Below are 14,688 nucleotides of genomic sequence, written 5' to 3' on the forward strand. Positions count from 1 at the left end.
CCCCCGGTGCGCACGCCGCCGTGCGCGCCGGCGCTCCCCCTCCCGCCCGCCCCGCCCGGCGGGCACCGGGACGCGCGGCCTCCCCCGCCGCCCCCGGCACAACGCACCGACCGGGCCCCACGGCCCGGGACTCCCCCGCCCTGCCCCGTCCGCGCGCCCGAACCGCCTCGGAGAGAAACAGGAGCCCCACGCCCCATGACCATCACTCCCGGTGGCGACACCGTGACCTGGGGAGCCGACGGCCTCACCGTCCCCGCCGACGCCTCCGCCCTGCTGCCCGACGCCCTGGCCGGAGCCCCCGGCGGCCCCGAGGCCGTGGCCGCCCTCCTGGCCGCGGCCGCCGACGCCCTGTCCGCGGCCCGCGAGGAGCGCGGCGGACCGCTGCCCGCCCGCACACCGCAGGAGGTGGCCGAGGCGGTCCGGACCGCCCTGGGCCCGCCGACCGCCGCACCCGAAGGCGACCGGAACGCCCCCGACCTGGCCGAACGGGTCCTGACCCGGCTCACGCACGCCCTGGCCGTGCACGCCGCCGACCCCGCCCACCCGCACTGCGCCGCCCACCTCCACTGCCCGCCACTGGCCGTGGCGGTGGCCGCCGACGCCGTCGCCTCCGTCCTCAACCAGTCCATGGACTCCTGGGACCAGGCCCCCGCCGCGACCGCCATGGAGACCCGGGTCATCGGCGAGCTCGCCGGCCTGGCCGGGTACGACCCCGAGACGGCGGGCGGCGTGGTCACCTCCGGCGGCACCGAGTCCAACCTGACCGCCCTGCTGCTGGCCCGCGACCACGCCCTGGCCGGGCCCGAGCGCGACCCCGTCCGCCACGGGGTGGCGCGGGCGGCCGCCGGAGCCCGCCCGCGCATCCTGTGCGGGGCCGCCGCCCACTTCTCCGTCCAGCGCTCGGCCGCCCTGCTGGGCCTGGGCGAGGACGCCGTCGAGACCGTCGACGTCGACTCCCGGCACCGGATGCGCCCGCGCGCCCTGCGCGAGGCCCTGGACCGGATGCGCGCCGACGGCGACATCCCCGTCGCGATCGTCGCCACCGCGGGCACCACCGACCTGGGCGGCATCGACTCCCTGGGCGCGATCGCCCACATCGCCCGCGAGTACGGGGTGTGGCTGCACGTGGACGCCGCCTACGGCGGCGGGCTGCTGTTCTCCCGCCGGCTGCGCGGCCTGCTCGCCGGGCTGGACCGGGCCCACTCGGTCGGGCTGGACCTGCACAAGCTCGGCTGGCAGCCGGTGGCCGCCGGGGTCCTGCTCACCCGGGAGCGCGCCCTGTTCGCCCCGCTCTCGCGCTCGGTGGACTACCTCAACCCCGCCGACGACGAGGAGGCGGGCTACCCCAGCCTGCTCGGGTACTCGCTGCGCACCACCCGCCGGGCCGACGTCTTCAAGATCGCCGTCACCCTGCGGGCCCTGGGCACCGACGGGCTGGGCCGCCTCGTGGACGCCTGCCGCGACCTGGCCCTGCGTACGGCTGCCAAAGTCACCGCCCACCCGCGGCTCCAGTTGGCCGACTCACCCTCCCTCACCACCGTGGTGTTCCGCTACGACGCCGGGGCCGACTCCGACGAGGTCAACGCCCGCCTGCGCCGCCGCCTGCTCCAGGAGGGCCGGGCCGTGGTCGGCCGCACCCGGATCAACGGCCGCGTGTGGCTCAAGCTCACCCTGCTCAACCCCGCCACCACCGTCGAGGACACGACCGCCCTGCTCGCCGAGGTCGCCGCCGCGGGCGACACCGAACTCTCCGCCCTGAAGGAGTCCCGTTGACCGCCACCCCCCGCCCCCTCGCCCACGGGGACGACGAACCGTACGACCTGGTGGGCGTCGGCCTGGGCCCGTTCAACCTGGCCCTGGCCGCCCTGGCCGACGGCGTGCCCGGCCTCACCGCGCGCTTCCTGGAGGCCCGGCCCGACTTCTCCTGGCACCCGGGCCTGCTGCTGGAGGGCGCCCGGCTCCAGGTGCCCTTCCTCGCCGACCTGGTGACCCTGGTCGACCCCACCAGCCCCTGGTCGTTCCTGTCCTACCTGCGCGAGCACGACCGGCTGTTCCCCTTCTACTTCTCCGAGCACTTCCACGTGCCGCGCCGGGAGTACGACGACTACTGCCGCTGGGTGGCCCGCTCCCTGGGCTCGTGCCGGTTCGACGCCCGCGTGGACGCCGTCCACCACGAGGACGGGGTCTTCACGGTGGAGCACACCGACGCCGCCGGGGCGGTGACCCGCACCCGCGGGCGCGCCCTGGTGCTGGGCATCGGCACCGAGCCGGTGCTGCCCGGGCCGCTGCGCCCCCTGGTGGGCGAGCGCGTGTTCCACGCCGCCGACTACCTGGAGCGGGCGGCGGGCCTGGACGGGGTCGACGACATCACCGTCCTGGGCTCGGGCCAGTCCGGCGCCGAGGTGTTCCTGGACCTGCTGCGCTCCCCCGCCCACCGCGACACCACCGTGCACTGGGTGACGCGCTCGCCGGCGTTCGCCCCCATGGAGTACTCCAAGCTGGGGCTGGAGCACTTCACCCCCGACTACACCCGCTACTTCCACGCCCTGCCCCAGGAGACCAAGGACCGCGTGGTCCCCGCCCAGTGGCAGCTGTACAAGGGCATCAGCGGCGACACCATCGCCGAGATCCACGACGTGCTCTACGAGCGCGGCATCGCGGGCGCCGACGTGGGGGTGAGCCTGCGCGCCCAGTGCGAGCTGCTGGCCGCCGAGGCCGACGGGGACGGGTTCGCGTTGCGGTTCCGCCACCGCGAGCAGGACGCCGAGTTCACCGTCCGCACCGGCGCGGTGGTCGCCGCCTCCGGGTACGCCCAGCGCTCCCCCGGCTTCCTGGCGCCCCTCGCCAAGCTCATCGAGACCGACGGACGGGGCCGGCCGCTCATCGACGGAAACCTGCGCCTGGCCACCGACCCGGCACTGACCGCCCCGATCCACGTGCAGAACGCCGAACTGCACACCCACGGCGTGGGCGCCCCCGACCTGGGCCTGGGCGCCTGGCGGGCGGCCGTCATCCTCAACTCCCTCACCGGGGGCACCGCCTACCGGCTGCCGGAGCGGACGGCGTTCACGTCGTTCGGCGCCCCGGCCGGGGCCCGGCGGTGAGCGGGGCCTCGTTCCGCCGGCTGTACCTGCTGGTCGTCCTGCTGCACCTGGTGGGCGACGTGGCGCTGAGCCCGTTCTACCCGCAGCTGTTCGAGCGGCTGTTCGGGGTCACCGACCCGGCGGCCACCGGCGTGTACATCTGGGTGTGCCGGGTGACCGCGCTGGCGGCCATGCCCCTGTGGGGCCTGCTCGCCCGCCGGTTCTCGCTGTCGTCCCTGGTGCTGGGCTCCCTGGGGGCGGCGGCGGTACTGGAGCTGGCGCTGGCCGCCTCCCCGGCGTACCCGGTGTTCCTGGTGCTGTCGGCGGTGCAGGTGGCGGTGACGATGGCGTTCACCCTGGCCTATCCGGCGTTCGTGGGCACCGGAGCCGACCGGGTCCGCGACGTCACCGTGTTCGCCTACGTGGTCAACGGCGGCACGGTGGCGGCAACCCTCATCGGCGCGGGGATCATGGCCCTGCCCCAGCCCCGCTGGGGCATCGCCGCCTGCGCGCTGCTGTACGTGGCGCTGGCGGTGCTGTGCCACCGCAGGCTGCCGCGGGAGCGGCGCGCGCCCGCGGTGGCCGACTCCGCCCCCGAACCCCGGACGAGGGCTCCGCGGGGCGCGGTGGCGGCGATCGCCGCGGTGAGCGCCGTCGTGCTGGCGGTCGAGACCGCACGGCTGGTCGTGCGCCCGTTCTTCACCCTGTACGCCCAGGACGGCGGCGCCGGCACCACGGCCGCCGCCGTCCTCTTCCTGCTCCCGCAGGTGGCCGTGCTGGCGGTGCTGCCGCTGGCCGGGCGGGCGCACGCCCTGCTGGGCCGGGCGCTGCTGCCGGCCGCGTGCCTGCTGGCCGCGGCCGGGCTGGCCTGGCAGTTCCTCACCGTCGACCCCGTTCCGCTGGCGCTGGGCCGGGTGGTGTTCGGCGTCGGGCTGGGGCTGGGACACGTGGCCCTGGACCTGAGGGTGTTCGCCGTGACCGGCACGGACGGTCCGGCGTTCTCCGCCGTGGCCACCGTGCGCGTGGCCGCGACCCTGGTCAGCCCGGTGGCCGCCACGGCCCTGGCCGCGGGCGGGGCGGGGCTGCCGCTGGCGGCGGGGGCGGGGCTGTTCGCGGTGCTCGCGCTGCTGCTCTGCCTCCCCTCGCGGCCGCCTCCACCGCCCGGGACCTCCGACGACCCGTCCGCGCACCGCACCGAAAGACCGCACCATGTCTGAGAACGCACAGTCCACCCACGACGCCGACCTGTGGCGCCGGGCCGGGAGCCGCCTGCTCGCCCACATGGTCGGCGAGATGGCCTACGAGGAGATGATCGTCCCCGAGCCCGCGGCCGGGCCCGGGGCGCCCGGCGGCTCCCCCGCCTGGCGGCTGCCCGTGGACGACGGCGTCACCTACGCCTTCACCGCCCGGCGCGGCGGCTTCGGCTCCTGGCACGTGGACGCCGACTCCTTCGTCCGCACCGGCGCCGAGGGCCCCGAGCCCGCCTGGGACCCCACCCGGTTCGTCACCGACGCCCAGAAGACCGTGGGCCTGCCGGGCGACTCCCTGGCCGAGGTGGTGCGCGACCTGCTGGCCACCCACGCCGCCGACGCCCGCCTGCTGGCCGCCGCCCTCCCGGCCGCCGACCTGGCCGACCTGCCCTACGAGGACCTGGAGGGGTACCAGACCGGCCACCCCTGCATCTTCGTCAACAAGGGCCGGCTCGGCTTCTCCGCCGACGACGCCGCCCGCTACACCCCCGAGGCGCGCGGCGCGTTCCACCTCGTGTGGATCGCCGTCCACCCCGACCTGGGCGCCTTCCAGTCCATGGCGGGCACCGACCGGGCCGCCCTGGTCGCCGCCGAGATCGACGGGGACCAGCGCGCGGAGTTCGCCGAGCGGATCCGCGAGCGCGGCGGCGACCCCGACGCCTACCTGTGGGTCCCCGTCCACCCCTTCCAGTGGGACGAGGTCGTCGCCCCGCTGTTCGCCGCGGAGATCGCCCTGGGCCGGGTGGTGCGCCTGGGCGAGAGCCGCGACCGCTACCGCCCCTTCCAGTCCATCCGCACCCTGATGAACCTGGACCGGCCCGACCGGCTCAACGTCAAGGTGCCGCTGATGATCCGCAACACCCTGGTCTGGCGCGGGCTGTCGGGCACCCAGACCGGCTGCGCCCCGCACACCAGCACCTGGCTGCGCGACCTCGCCGAACGCGACGCCTACTTCGCCGAGACCGGGGTGGTGATGCTCGCCGAGCGCGCCTCGGCCACCGTCCCGCACCCGGTGTTCGCGCGGATGCCGCAGGCCCCGTACCGGTTCCACGAACTGCTGGGCGCCATCTGGCGCGAGCCGGTCCACCGCCACCTGCGCGGGGGCGAGCGCGCCCGCACCATGGCCTGCCTGCTGCTGCGCGGCTCCGACGGGCGGCCGCTGGTGGCCGAGCTGATCGAGCGCTCCGGGCTGGGCGTGGAGGCCTGGCTGGAGCGGTTCGTCGCCGCCCTGTTCCCGCCGGTGCTGCACTACCTGTACCGGTACGGGGCGTCCTTCACCCCGCACGGGGAGAACGTGGTGCTCATCCTGGACGAGGACGAGGTCCCGGTGCGCATCGCACTCAAGGACTTCGGGTCGGACGTGGAGCTGCTCCCCTTCGACCTGCCCGAGTACGCCGGGATCCCCGAGCACGTGCGGTCGGTGCTGCACCGCTGGAGACCGGAGGAACTGGCGCACTCGGTGCTGTCGGCGATCTGCGCGGGGCACCTGCGGTTCCTCGCCGACATCGTCGAGCACGACCTCGGGGTGCCGGGGGCGCGGCTGTGGGCGCTGGCCCGCGCCCAGGTACTGGCCTACCAGGCGCGCTTCCCGGAGCTGGCCGAGCGCTTCGCCTGGTTCGACCTGCTGGCGCCCCGGGTGGGGCGGGTGGCGCTCAACCGCGAGCAGCTCATGGGCGGCGGGTTCCACGAGCGCGCCGAACGCGACGCCGAGTTCGACGTCATGCACGGCCTGGTGGACAACCCGCTGGCCGTCCCCGGGGAGGAGGAGTGAACGACGTGGCCCGCACCCCCGCCGCACCGCTGCCGGTGCCCGCCGAGCTGACCGCCGGGCACTGGGACCGGGCCTGCGACCTGCTGTCCGCCAAGATGGTCGCCGAGCTGTGCTTCGAGTACGCGCTGGTCCCCGAGGCCGACGGCCCCGGCCGCTGGAGCGCCGCCGTGGGCGCCGCCCGCTACCGGTTCGAGGGCCGGCGCACCCTCCTGGACGGGTGGCGGGTGCTGCCGGGGGTCACCCGGGTCGGCGCCGACGGGACCGAGGCCCCGGCCTCCCCGTTCGCCCTGCTGCGCGACCTGGGCGCGGCCGGGGTCGTGGACCCGGCGGTGGAGGCGTTCACCGTCGGTGAGCTGACCGCCACCCTGTCGGCGGACGCCCGGCTGGCCGTGGAGCGGCGCACCGCCGCCGACCTGGCCGACCTGCCCTACGCCGACCTGGAGGGGCACCAGACCGGGCACCCGTGGATCTTCGCCAACAAGGGGCGGGTGGGCTTCTCCGCCCGCGACCGCGCGGACTTCCCACCCGAGGCGCGGCGGCCCGTACGGCTGCCGTGGATCGCGGTGCACCGCTCCCTGGCCGAGTACCACGGGGTGCCGGGGCTGGAGGAGCAGGTGCTGCGCGCCCGCGAGCTGGGCGGGGAGACCGTCGCCCGGTTCACCGGACGGCTGGCGGCGGCGGGCGCCGACCCGGACGCGTTCGTGTGGCTGCCGGTGCACCCGTGGCAGTGGGACGAGGTGGTGGTGCCCCTGTTCGCCGCCGAACTCGCCCACGGGCTCATCGTCCCGCTGGGCGAGGCCGCGGACGACCACCTCCCCCAGCAGTCCATCCGCACGTTCACCAACCTGACCCGGCCGGACCGGTTCAACGTCAAGCTGTCGCTGGCCATCCTCAACACCATGGTCTACCGGGGCATCCCCACGGAGCTGTGCCGGGCCGCCCCGGTGAGCACGGGGTGGGTGCACGCGCTGCGCGCCGGGGACGCGTTCCTGGCCGAGCGCCACCGGGTGATCCTGCCCGGCGAGGTGGCCGCGGTGGCGGTGCGCCACCCGGTGCTGGAGGACATCCCGGACGCCCCGTACCGGCACCGGCAGCTGCTGGGGGCGCTGTGGCGCGAGCCGGTCGCCGGCTTCCTGGAGCCGGGCGAGCGGGCGCGGACCCTGGCGGCGCTGCTGCACGTGGACGGCGAGGGCCGGGCGTTCACGGCGGAGCTGGTGGAGCGGTCCGGGCTGGACCCCGAGGAGTGGCTGGCCGCCCTGTTCGGGACGGTGCTGCCGCCGCTGCTGCACCTGCTGTACCGGTACGGCCTGGCGTTCAACCCGCACGGGGAGAACACCATCGTCGTCTACGACGAGCGGGACCGGCCGGTGCGGCTGGCGGTCAAGGACTTCGTGGACGACATGAAGCTGCTGGACGCCGACCTGCCGGAGTACGAGGGGCTGCCGGCGGAGGCGCTGGGGGTGCTGATGCGCTTCGACGCCCGCGAGCTGACCTCGTCGGTGGCCAAGTCGCTGTTCATCGGGCACTTCCGGTACCTGGCACCGCTGGTGGAGGAGCAGCTGGGGGTGGGCGAGGAACGGTTCTGGGCGCTGGTGCGGGCCGAGATCGACCGGTACCGGGCGGAGTTCCCCGAGCTGGCCGACCGGTTCGCGCTGTTCGACCTGCTGGCGCCGGAGTACGAGCGGGTGTGCCTGAACCGGGAGCGGCTGCTGGGCGGCGGCTACCACGACCGCGCCGAGCGCGACGCCGAGTTCCACCTGGACGCCCCGCCGGTCCCCAACCCGCTGCACACCCTGGAAGAGAAGCGATGAGCACGACGATCGGCGACGGACTGCCGCCCCTGTACGAGACCCTGCCGCCGTCGCCCCCGCCGCCGCCGTTCCCGGTGCCGCTGGAGCGGCTGCGCGCCGACGTGGAGGCGGGCGGGATCACCGACGTGATCGTGGCCCTGCCCGACCTCCAGGGGCGGGTGCAGGGCAGCCGGGTGGCGCCGCGCGACTTCGCCGAACGGGTGCTGGAGAACGGGTTCGACGCCTGCCTGTACCTGCTGGCCACCGACGTGGAGATGGAGTCGCGGCCGGGGTACGCCACCGACCCGTGGGGCGGGGGGCTGGGCGACTTCGCGATCCTGCCCGACCCCGGCACCCTGCGGTACCTGCCCTGGGACCCGGGGACCGCGCTGGTGCTGGGCGACGCGCTGGACGCCGACGGGCGGCCGGTGCCGGTGGCGCCGCGGCAGGTGCTCAAGGAGCAGCTGGAGCGGTTGGCGGAGCGGGGGTGGCGGGCGCTGGCGGGGACGGAGCTGGAGTTCCTGGTGTTCCGCGACTCCTACCAGGAGGCGTTCGAGGGGGGCTACCGGGGGCTGACCGCCGCGACCCGGTTCAACTCCGACTACGCGCTGCCGGAGGTCGCCGAGATCGACCCGCTGATGCGGCGGATCCGCACCGCGATGGAGCGGACGGGGATGCGGGTGGAGTCGGCGCGCGGCGAGTGCCACCCGGGGCAGTACGAGATCGTGTTCCGCTACGACGACGCGCTGCGGACCTGCGACAACCACGTCGTGTACAAGGCGGGCGCCAAGGCGCTGGCGGCCCAGGCGGGCGCGGCGCTGACGTTCATGGCCAAGTACGACGGGGGCGAGGGGAACTCCTGCCACGTGCACCTGTCGCTGCGCGACGGGGCGGGGGCGCCGGTCTTCGCCGACGACGGGTCGGGGCGGTACGGGATGTCCGGGCACATGGAGCACTTCGTGGCGGGGCAGCTGGCGTGCATGCGGGAGTTCGCGCTGCTGTACGCGCCCAACGTGAACTCGTTCAAGCGGCTGTCCCCGCAGGCCTACGCGCCCAGCTCGATCGCGTGGGGGCTGGACAACCGCACCTGCCCGGTGCGGGTGGTGGGGCAGGGCGAGTCGGCGCGGATCGAGTTCCGGGTGCCGGGCGGGGACGCCAACCCGTACCTGTCGGTGGCGGCGATCATCGCCGCGGGACTGTACGGGATCGACCAGGCGCTGCCGCTGCCGGAGCCGACCGCGGGCGACGCCGGCGCGGCCCCGGACCTGCCGCGGCTGCCCGCCTCCCTGGAGGAGGCGGTCCTGGCCTGGGAGAACAGCGACATCGCCCGCGCGGTCTTCGGTCCGGACGTCGTCCGCCACTACGCCGCCGCCGGGCGGGCCGAGCTGGCGGCCTTCTCGGCCACCGTCACCGACTTCGAGCGCCGCCGCCACTTCGAGCGCGGCTGACGCGAACGCCCCGCCGGGCCTCCCCGGCGGGGCGCCGTCCGCCCGCGGCGGCCAGACTGGACCGCATGCGAACCCTGTACCTCACACTCTCCGGGGCCACCACCGCACCGGAGGAGTCCGCCCCCGACCTGGTCCGCCTGCTCCAGGACGAGGGGTGGCGCGTCACCGTGCTGTGCACGCCGACGGGCACCCGCTTCCACGACCTCGACGCGCTGGAGGAGCTGACGGGCGAACCGGTGCGCGTGGACTTCCGCCGGCCGGGGACCGGCGTGAGCCTGCCCCCGCCGGACGCGGTCCTGGCCTGCCCGTGGACGTTCAACAGCACCAACAAGACGGCGCTCGGCATCACGGACACGTTCGCGGTCGCGCTGGTGTGCGAGATGATCGGCCGCGGCGTGCCGACGTTCCTGGTGCCCAAGGCCGGGGACGCGCTCGCGGGGCACCCGGCCTGGGACCGCAGCCTCGGTTCCCTGGACGCCGTCCCCCACGTCACCCTCCTGCGCGGCCCGACCGGCGGCCTCCCGACCTGGCGCCGGGTCGCCGACGCCCTGGCCGGCTGAAACGGGACACGCCGGGGCCGCCCCTGCCCCGAGGGGCGGCCCCGGGTGAGTCGGCGGTACTTCAGGTCCACAGGGCCGGGGAGGCGCGAATGCGGTCGGTCGGCTCGGCAAGCACGGGAAGCTTCACCCTCCGTCGCCCTTCCCCCCGATGATGAACGGCCGCATACGCCGAAGCCGATGTCCGTACGGTCCGGATCAGTCACCCTCGCCCACGATCACCGATGGCCATGGGAAGTCCTCGGGCAGGGCGTCCATGACCACCTCCCCGCAGCGCCGCCCCCGCCAGGCCCCCGCGCTACGCAGCATGCCCACCTCCCGGAACCCAGCCTTGGCGTAGGCGGTGCGCCCTGCGGCATTGGGCTCGAGCACCTTGAGCCAGACCATCTCCAACCCGATCACATGGAAGGCGTAGTCCAGGGTCAGCCGCGTGGCCGCTGTCCCCACACCCCGGCCGCGACTCTCCGGCGCGACGACCAGAACGAACTCCGCCGTGCGCACCTGGTGGTCGATCAGCAGACTCGCCAACCCGCACGGCACCGGTCCACCGCCCTGCGTGTCGTAGACGGTGAATCGTACCTGGTCGGGCGCCCCTCGCAGCTGGTGTTCCAGTCCCTCGGCCCGCGACTCCGCGCTCTCGGGAACCTGCCGCCCGTATCCGAGCACCGCACCCGGATCGCTCTCCCACCGCCAGTACTCCCGGGCCAGATCAGCCCGCAGCGCCCCCAGCGCGATGCCCTCGACCCGCGCCCACAGAACCGGTTCGGCGATGTCACTCACAGGACTCCTCGAAGGATGTGTAATCGGTGATGTCGTCGGCTTCGGCGACCGGTCGGCCGCCGACCTCGACCCAAGCGTGCAACCGCACCGGATCGGTGGCCGCCCCGTGCCGGAACACGGCCTGGTACCCCGCCCGGTGCAGGGCGACGGTGGTCGCCGCGGCCTCCTCCCAACATGCCACGCGCAGCGGCAGCAGGCGGCCGATCCTCCTTACCGCGTACGCCGCCGCCTCCGCCGCGGCGGGCTCGGGAGGACCCATCGCCGTCCGCCCGACCAGACGCCGGGTACGGGCGAACGCTCTTGTACGACCGAGCACCCCACCACCCAGGACAAGCAGCAGCGCGCAGGCTCCCAACGCATACCAACGCGGCGAGGAACGGGGAATCGGCGCGAGCGCGGCGGGGCTCTCCCGTGTTCCCCAACTGGATGAGGAGGGGATCCCCGGTCTCACCCTGTCCCAGGCCTCGGATTCCTCTCCCCCGACGAGGACTCCTGAGTTCACCAACGCCGCGACGGCTCGCTCCCGAGCCGAGGAAGACAGGACCGAAGTCGCGCCTCCCGCACGTTCCAGGTGCGAGATCAGCCGAGCGGCCTCCCCGGAGAGCAGCAGCAAGGCCCCCGTCTCCACGTCCAGGGCGACACAGACGGACGGGAAACAGATCAGCCGCAGTTGCGAGGCCGGCACAAGGTGCGGTGGAAGTGCCGTCATCCCGCCTCCTGCCGTTCCCGGCTCCGGGTCCACTCGGTCGGAGGGCTCGCCTCGACCACACGTCCCCACACCTCGGCGGAGACCACCGGCTCCAGCAGCCCCCAGGGGGCGTCCCTGCCCAGCGCCGCCAGGTAGAGCTCCTGTCGTAGCGCTTTCGGGTCGATCAGACCGTGACCGGCCAACCAGCCGTCCAAGAGGTCCGACACCTCCGAAAGCCGTGCACGCAACCCCAGGTGGTGGTCGGCATCGGTGCCTCCCTTGGTGCGGCGTCGCGTGATCGCCTCCGGCAGGACATCGCGCATCGCCGCCACCAGCTGCGGCTTGTAACTCCACGGCGACCCCCGATCCGTGACACGGAATGTCAGGGCGGTCTCCATGACGGCCCTGTCCAGGAACGGAGCCTCCAGACGAACCCCGAAAGCCCCGGCGAACTGCGCATCGGCATGGGCGGTGCGCCCGATACCGCGCAACGCGAGAAGTTCCGCGTCCGAGCGCAGGAAGCCGACCACACCACGGCCGCCTCCGGGGGCCGCCATGGTCTGTGCCTTCAAGGTGAGCCAGCGGGAGGAGACCCCGTCCCCGGCCCGGGGCGACTGTCGCAGGAGGCCCACCGGGGAACGCCGGTCGAGCTTGGCCCACCCGTGCAGGTCACGAAGGGCACGGATCACGCGACCTCGCGACGCCGACCTCAACGCGGACTCGGGCGACTGCATCAGCAACGCGTCGCCGCCGTCACCGGTCATGTGCAGGGTGCTTCCCGCGATCCTGATCCGCTCATAGGCGACGATGTGCCGGGCACAAGTGATGGTGGACGGAGCAGGCTCATCAGTCGGCGGCATTCGTGCCAGGCCGCTGTAGGGGAGTTCGCTCTCGTTCAGGGCCAGCAGTTCGTGGCGCATGCCGAGCCGTCCGTGCGCGGCCTCTCGTGCATGATCGAGGTCGCCGCCGTGGTCTCTGGAGACGGGGTGGACCGTCCAGGCGGTCAAATGCCGAGCGCCCGTGGCCCGCTGCTCGGCGAGGAGACACAGGGAGGTCGAGTCCAGGCCTCCGCTCAGATCACAGGAGAGAAGCTCCGCCTGTGCGAGCCGCACCTCCACGGCGCCTGTCAGCGCCTTCCCGAACCGGGGCACGGCCTCGGTCCGGGGCAGCGTCCTGGGCGATGACCACCACCGGTCGGCCACGGCCTGTCCTCCGCGACGCATATTCAAGCGGTGCCCTGGAGGAACGGCGTACACCTGCTGGAATGCGCTTCGCTCAGGCAGGTGCGGTCCTGCCGGGTCCACGAGCAGGCCCGACACCCAGGCCAGGTCCACTCCGGTACCGGTGAGGCCGGACAGGGCACGGCTGGAGGACGCCCACACCACTGAGCCCTCCACCTCGCAGAAGTAGAGGGGGAGCGCGTGTACGGGATCGGCGAACACCGTCGCCCCGCCATGGTGGGCGACGACCACCGCGTACGTGCCGGCCCACGAGGGAGGTCCTGCACGCCAGGCTCCTTGTAGCCAAGCGCGCAGATCGTCTTCGGACACCGTGTGGCTGCCGAGTACCGCACCCGTCAGCGGGCCGGCCCCGGCGACGGTGACAGTGGGCCCGGCACCCGGGCCCACCGTCCACAGCGCCCCACAGGAGAGCTCCACTGACCAGGTCGGGGACATCGGTCGCGGGGCGGAGGACGTGGAGGCGGTGACCACCCCGCCGAACCAGCCCATGGCTTCTCCTGTCTTTGAGGCACTGACCTCGCGCGTGGTCACTGGTACTTGTAGCGCTTGTCCTCGGTGCCGCTCCGGCTGCTCGTCCCCTCGGTCATCTCCACCGCATCGCCGAGTTCGATGACGTCGGGGAAGAAGGGTTCCGGTCCGGATACCTCCACCGCCTGTACGGGGTGGGCGTGTTCCTGCATCGCTGCACGCTCCTTCGTGTGCGCCGGTGATGTGGTCCTCAGTTTGTTCCTGGACCGGAGGACGGATCTACCGCACGAAGGACACCTCGAAGGACGTCCTGCTGCGATAGAACGTCCCCATGCCCCCTAACGAACGGCTTCGCCTCTGCCTGGAGCAGTCCGGGCACACGGTGGCCTCACTCGCCGAGCAGGTGCACACCGACCCCAAGACCGTGGCCCGCTGGATCAGTACCGGGCGTGTGCCCCACCGTCGCAACGCCCATGCGGTGGCCAGAACACTCGGTGTGGACGTCCACGAACTCTGGCCCTCTCTGGAGCAGAGGAGGGAGAACGGAACGGGCGCGGAACAGGACCTGAAGTCCGTTCACCTTCAACGCTCCGAGGTACCGATCGAGCAGTGGCGGACGATGTTCGCGGCCGCGACGAGGTCGATCGACATCCTGGTCTACGCGGCCCTGTTCCTCCACGAGCAGATCCCCGGTTGGAACGACCTGCTCAGAGAAAAGGCCGAGAACGGTGTCCGAGTGCGTGTGCTCATCGGAGACCCCGGCTGCGAAGCCGTGCGTGTACGCGGGGAGGAGGAGAACTTCGGTCACGGCATCCAGTCCCGGTGCCACCTGGCCGCGATGCACTACCGGCCGTTGGCGATCGTGCCCGGAGCCGCGGTGCGGGTGCACTCCACGACGCTGTACAACTCGCTCTACCGGGCCGATAACCACATGTACGTCAACACCCACCTGTACGGGGTCAACGCCTACGGCAACCCGCTACTACGGCTTGAACGAACCACCCGAAGGGGACTGTTCGACGCCTACGCCGCCAGTATGGAAGCCGTATGGAACGATGCCCGCCCGTTGGAGGGGTGAACCGGAACATGGCCCGTACCGAGTACTACGACGACCCGGCCGCGCCGGTCCCGAACAGCCTGGTGGTCGCGGCCAGCGCGGCCGTCATCGACGGCAAGGGACGATTGCTGCTGCAGCGGCGGGTGGACAACGGGCTGTGGGCGATGCCCGGCGGGGCGATGGAGATGACCGAGAGCCTGCCGCAGGCGGCGGTGCGTGAAGTACGGGAGGAGACCGGGTACGAGGTGGAGGTGACCGGCCTGGTCGGCACCTACACCGACGCCCGGCACGTCATCGCCTACAGCGACGGCGAGGTCCGCCGCCAGTTCAACGTGTGCTTCCGGGCCCGGGTGATGGGCGGACAACTCGCGGTCAGCGACGAGTCGCACGAGGTGCGCTGGTTCGCGCCCACCGAGATCGAGGACCTGCCGATGCACCACACCCAGCGGCTCCGGGTGGAACACGCCCTACGGGACGGCTCCGCCCACGCCGGATGAGCCCGCCCATCCGTCGCGGCTCTCACCCCTCGTGCTCATGCACGGGTGAGCCGGACAG

13 protein-coding genes are annotated in these 14,688 nt (G+C 73.6%); 9 read left to right on the plus strand and 4 right to left on the minus strand.

Translation table 11 applies throughout. From position 1 onward, the window contains the following. Window positions 1–195 precede the first annotated feature (195 nt). The 7 genes from ACFVNO_RS26990 to ACFVNO_RS27020 all read left to right on the plus strand — a co-directional run bounded on the left by ACFVNO_RS26990 (window position 196) and on the right by ACFVNO_RS27020 (window position 9,902). Window positions 196–1,773, plus strand: a complete 1,578-nt coding sequence (locus ACFVNO_RS26990; protein ID WP_355269139.1) for an aspartate aminotransferase family protein — start codon at window positions 196–198, stop codon at window positions 1,771–1,773. Next, complete coding sequence (locus tag ACFVNO_RS26995) at window positions 1,770–3,104, plus strand: lysine N(6)-hydroxylase/L-ornithine N(5)-oxygenase family protein (protein ID WP_355269137.1); 1,335 nt, start codon at window positions 1,770–1,772, stop codon at window positions 3,102–3,104. Before ACFVNO_RS26990 ends, ACFVNO_RS26995 begins: the two co-directional genes overlap by 4 nt. Further along, a complete protein-coding gene (locus ACFVNO_RS27000) occupies window positions 3,101–4,300 on the plus strand; it encodes an MFS transporter (protein WP_355269135.1) in 1,200 nt (399 codons plus the stop codon). Before ACFVNO_RS26995 ends, ACFVNO_RS27000 begins: the two co-directional genes overlap by 4 nt. Continuing rightward, on the plus strand, window positions 4,293–6,104 hold the full coding sequence (locus ACFVNO_RS27005; protein WP_355269133.1) for an IucA/IucC family protein: 1,812 nt from the start codon (window positions 4,293–4,295) through the stop codon (window positions 6,102–6,104). The genes ACFVNO_RS27000 and ACFVNO_RS27005 overlap by 8 nt, the downstream gene beginning before the upstream one ends. Continuing rightward, complete coding sequence (locus tag ACFVNO_RS27010) at window positions 6,101–7,915, plus strand: IucA/IucC family protein (RefSeq protein ID WP_378896689.1); 1,815 nt, start codon at window positions 6,101–6,103, stop codon at window positions 7,913–7,915. The genes ACFVNO_RS27005 and ACFVNO_RS27010 overlap by 4 nt, the downstream gene beginning before the upstream one ends. Further along, window positions 7,912–9,342 (plus strand): glutamine synthetase family protein, encoded by a 1,431-nt coding sequence (locus ACFVNO_RS27015; RefSeq protein ID WP_378896692.1) that lies wholly within the window; start codon window positions 7,912–7,914, stop codon window positions 9,340–9,342. Before ACFVNO_RS27010 ends, ACFVNO_RS27015 begins: the two co-directional genes overlap by 4 nt. Window positions 9,343–9,407: 65 nt before the next feature. Next, window positions 9,408–9,902 (plus strand): flavoprotein, encoded by a 495-nt coding sequence (locus ACFVNO_RS27020; RefSeq protein WP_378896695.1) that lies wholly within the window; start codon window positions 9,408–9,410, stop codon window positions 9,900–9,902. 195 nt (window positions 9,903–10,097) lie between these two features. Here the strand turns inward: ACFVNO_RS27020 and ACFVNO_RS27025 are convergent, their stop codons facing one another. From ACFVNO_RS27025 to ACFVNO_RS27040, 4 genes are read right to left on the minus strand one after another with little or no spacing between them, the layout of a single operon-like run. Beyond that, a complete protein-coding gene (locus ACFVNO_RS27025) occupies window positions 10,098–10,679 on the minus strand; it encodes a GNAT family protein (protein WP_355269125.1) in 582 nt (193 codons plus the stop codon). Further along, a complete protein-coding gene (locus ACFVNO_RS27030; protein ID WP_355269123.1) occupies window positions 10,672–11,388 on the minus strand; it encodes a lasso peptide biosynthesis B2 protein in 717 nt (238 codons plus the stop codon). Before ACFVNO_RS27030 ends, ACFVNO_RS27025 begins: the two co-directional genes overlap by 8 nt. After that, window positions 11,385–13,097, minus strand: coding sequence for an albusnodin/ikarugamycin family macrolactam cyclase (locus ACFVNO_RS27035; protein WP_355269121.1), 1,713 nt, complete (start codon window positions 13,095–13,097; stop codon window positions 11,385–11,387). The genes ACFVNO_RS27030 and ACFVNO_RS27035 overlap by 4 nt, the downstream gene beginning before the upstream one ends. A 38-nt stretch (window positions 13,098–13,135) precedes the next feature. Then, entirely contained in the window at window positions 13,136–13,288 is a 153-nt protein-coding gene (locus ACFVNO_RS27040) for a hypothetical protein (RefSeq protein WP_355269119.1), read from the minus strand. 119 nt (window positions 13,289–13,407) lie between these two features. On the opposite strand from ACFVNO_RS27040, the gene ACFVNO_RS27045 reads away from it, so the two are divergent. Together ACFVNO_RS27045 and ACFVNO_RS27050 are read left to right on the plus strand one after the other, a co-directional pair. Next, the gene (locus tag ACFVNO_RS27045) at window positions 13,408–14,154 is read left to right on the plus strand and encodes an XRE family transcriptional regulator (protein WP_378896700.1); all 747 of its coding nucleotides are present in this window, start codon (window positions 13,408–13,410) and stop codon (window positions 14,152–14,154) included. An 8-nt stretch (window positions 14,155–14,162) separates the two neighbouring features. Continuing rightward, entirely contained in the window at window positions 14,163–14,630 is a 468-nt protein-coding gene (locus ACFVNO_RS27050; RefSeq protein ID WP_378896703.1) for an NUDIX hydrolase, read from the plus strand. Window positions 14,631–14,688 lie beyond the last annotated feature (58 nt).

The organism is Nocardiopsis sp. NPDC057823 (assembly GCF_042797335.1).
GTDB classification, from domain to species: Bacteria; Actinomycetota; Actinomycetes; order Streptosporangiales; family Streptosporangiaceae; genus Nocardiopsis; species Nocardiopsis changdeensis.